Genomic DNA, 2,590 nt, shown 5'->3' with positions numbered 1-2,590 from the left:
ATGGCGACGCGCAAATCGCTCTATCGCAAAATCCAGCTATGCCCTTGATAATGTCGATTTTCGGGAGAACCGTGCTTTTTCCGTCACAGACGACGCTACGGAGACCGCTCCCGTAGGCTTTGGGCAAAACTTTCCCTGCAAAGGAACCGGCTCAAACCGACAGCATAGGTTCTCACGCCAGTTTGCGGGATTATCTGACCGGTAACGGTGTGATTTAATAGGTCATTTACCCGAGATGGCACATCCCCCTTTCGTCTAAAGGGAACACGATGCGTTTGATCTTTCCGTCAGTTTCAATTGCTACGTATAAGCCCGCGCTAGTCTCGTCTCTCCGTGCACAAGGGCTCGGCGTGGGCTCGTTCGAGACCAGCCAGCCGGGGCCGAACGACCTGTTTCTGGTCGCGGACGGAGAGGGCGTGGTCGCTCCTGCCCGCACCGTCGTCATCGGTTGCGAGGGCCGCGAAGTGATCCCGTCGCGCGCCGGTTCGCCTGCTCGAATCAGCTTTGCCGCAGAGGATGCCGCGGTCGGCAACGGCTTTGCGCGCGCGCTGATCGGCGGCCCGGATATGCCGACCGCTGCGGACCCCGAGTCGCTCGCGTTGCTGGCCCTCGCAGAACGCGTCGCAGCATCTGATATCACCGTGCTGATCAACGGCCCGACTGGCACTGGCAAGGAGGTGCTCGCCCGCGCCATCCACAACGGCTCCGCGCGCAGGAACAAACCGTTCATCGCGATCAACTGCGCGGCGCTCCCCGAATCGATGCTCGAGGCTTTGCTGTTTGGCCACCAGAAGGGCGCGTTCACTGGTGCATCGTCGGGCGGCGACGGGTTCTTCCGTGCGGCGAATGGCGGCACGATCTTGTTGGACGAGATCGCCGAGATGCCGCTCCAGTTGCAGGCCAAACTGCTGCGCGTGTTGCAGGAGCGCGAGGTCGTGCCGCTCGGCGCCTCGGTGCCACAGGCGATCGACGTCCGCGTGATCGCCTGCGCCAACCGCGATCTTCACGTTGAAGTCGCTGCCGGCCGCTTTCGTGCCGATCTCTATTACCGTCTCGCCGTGTTCCCGCTCGCGACCAAGGCGCTGGCGGAGCGCCCGCAAGACATTCCCGCACTCGCCGCGATGCTGATCCTGCGTCACGCTGGCCACCGTACCGTCATTCCCTGGCCCAGCCACGCGGCGATCGACCAGCTGATGCTGCACGATTGGCGGGGCAACGTCCGCGAACTGGAGAACGTGATCCAGCGCGCACTGCTGTTCTGCAGCGGCGACGCGATCGAGGCGAGCCACATCATGTTCGACCGCCCGGTGACGACGACGTTCCAGCGTACGGCGCAGGTGACGCCGATCGCGACCGCCACAGCGCCAGCGCACCTAGAAACACCCCCCGGGACCTTGGGCAACATCGTTCAGATGAGCGAGTTCGCCGCAATCCGCGATACGCTAAAGGCCTGCAACGGCAGCCGCATCGAGACCGCAAAACGCCTCGGCATTTCTGAACGCACGCTGCGCTATCGTCTCGCCAAGGCGCGCGAGCAGGGTGACGATATCGGCAGCGGCCAGATTTTGGGCAATGCTAACTGGGCAGCAACGGCATGAGCGGCGTTTCGGGTATTGGTGGAGGAGCGATGAGCGTCGACCGCGTCATGGCGCTGCGCTCGCAGATCCTTGAACGCAACGAGGCGCTCTCGCGTGCTGGCGCTACGGGAAACCTCGCACCGACGGAGGCGGTCAAGCCAACCAGCTTTGCCAATTCGATGGCAACCGCGCTGAAGAGCGTGAACGAGGGCCAGACCCAGGCCGCGAAGCTCAGCGAAAGCTATGAGCGGGGCGAGACGGTTGACATCGCCAAGGTGATGCTCGCGCGCCAGCAGGCCAGCGTAGGCTTTGAGGCAACATTGCAGGTCCGCAACAAGCTGCTGTCCGCCTACAAAGATATCATGAGCATGCCGGTCTGACATGAGCACCACCTAAGGGCGCTCCATTCAGCTGCCGCTGAATGTGGAAATTTGCTTATCGTTGTCATGAGATCTGCCAAAGATGCCCAACTGTCTCATCCTCGTTGCGCGACGCCGATATACATCCCCATTGGGCTAGATGCAGTTTAGGGGCAGGACTCAGTGATCATAGCCAGAAGATGACGGCAGCTACGAGAGCGACGGCGGAGACGCGTTGATTCGATTGTTGTACCACCGATCTCCGATAGTTGGTGATGAGATGGTGACCCCTATAGGAATCGAACCCGTGCCTCAGCAGTGGAGCCGTAATTCGCTTTGTTTTCAGTGATGCTTGCCTGAATGAGCCTCGAAACCGGCGTCATGTTTATCAATAGGTTACGGTGTAGGGGCATCAGCGATGGTATGCCGACGACTTGGCTGAAGCGGCTTAAGCGTTACCGCAACTAAGCTAGTGCGGCGTTTTCCGTGTCAAAGCACGAACGCGCGGCTTCGACCACTACACCCCTCCTCATCGAGATAGGGCTGTCAGGTTCGCCGCGGATCGTCATGTCGTGGCTTAATGCCCGGAACGATCCGCTGCCACTGGCCGCTGATTGCCTACGGGAGAATCAGCATGCTGCATACCTTGAGTCC

General features: G+C 60.9%; 2 protein-coding genes. Both read left to right on the top strand.

Annotation, left to right across the window (positions count from 1 at the left end):
- Window positions 1-269: 269 nt before the first annotated feature.
- Entirely contained in the window at window positions 270-1,598 is a 1,329-nt protein-coding gene (locus tag IFT87_RS20055) for a sigma-54 interaction domain-containing protein (protein ID WP_192191745.1), read from the top strand.
- Window positions 1,595-1,957: a flagellar hook-basal body complex protein FliE gene (gene fliE, locus IFT87_RS20050; protein WP_192191744.1), complete on the top strand. Its 363-nt coding sequence runs from the start codon at window positions 1,595-1,597 to the stop codon at window positions 1,955-1,957. Before IFT87_RS20055 ends, fliE begins: the two co-directional genes overlap by 4 nt.
- Window positions 1,958-2,590: the final 633 nt, after the last annotated feature.

Source organism: Sphingomonas sp. CFBP 8765, assembly GCF_014841445.1.
GTDB classification, from domain to species: Bacteria; Pseudomonadota; Alphaproteobacteria; order Sphingomonadales; family Sphingomonadaceae; genus Sphingomonas; species Sphingomonas aerolata.
This window is presented reverse-complemented; position numbering and strand designations above follow the sequence as displayed.

Bases quoted from the DNA above. Each gene is read 5' to 3' on its own strand.
- IFT87_RS20055 (WP_192191745.1), top strand. From the start codon at position 270: ATGCGTTTGATCTTTCCGTCAGTTTCAATTGCTACGTATAAGCCCGCG.
- fliE (WP_192191744.1), top strand. From the start codon at position 1,595: ATGAGCGGCGTTTCGGGTATTGGTGGAGGAGCGATGAGCGTCGACCGC.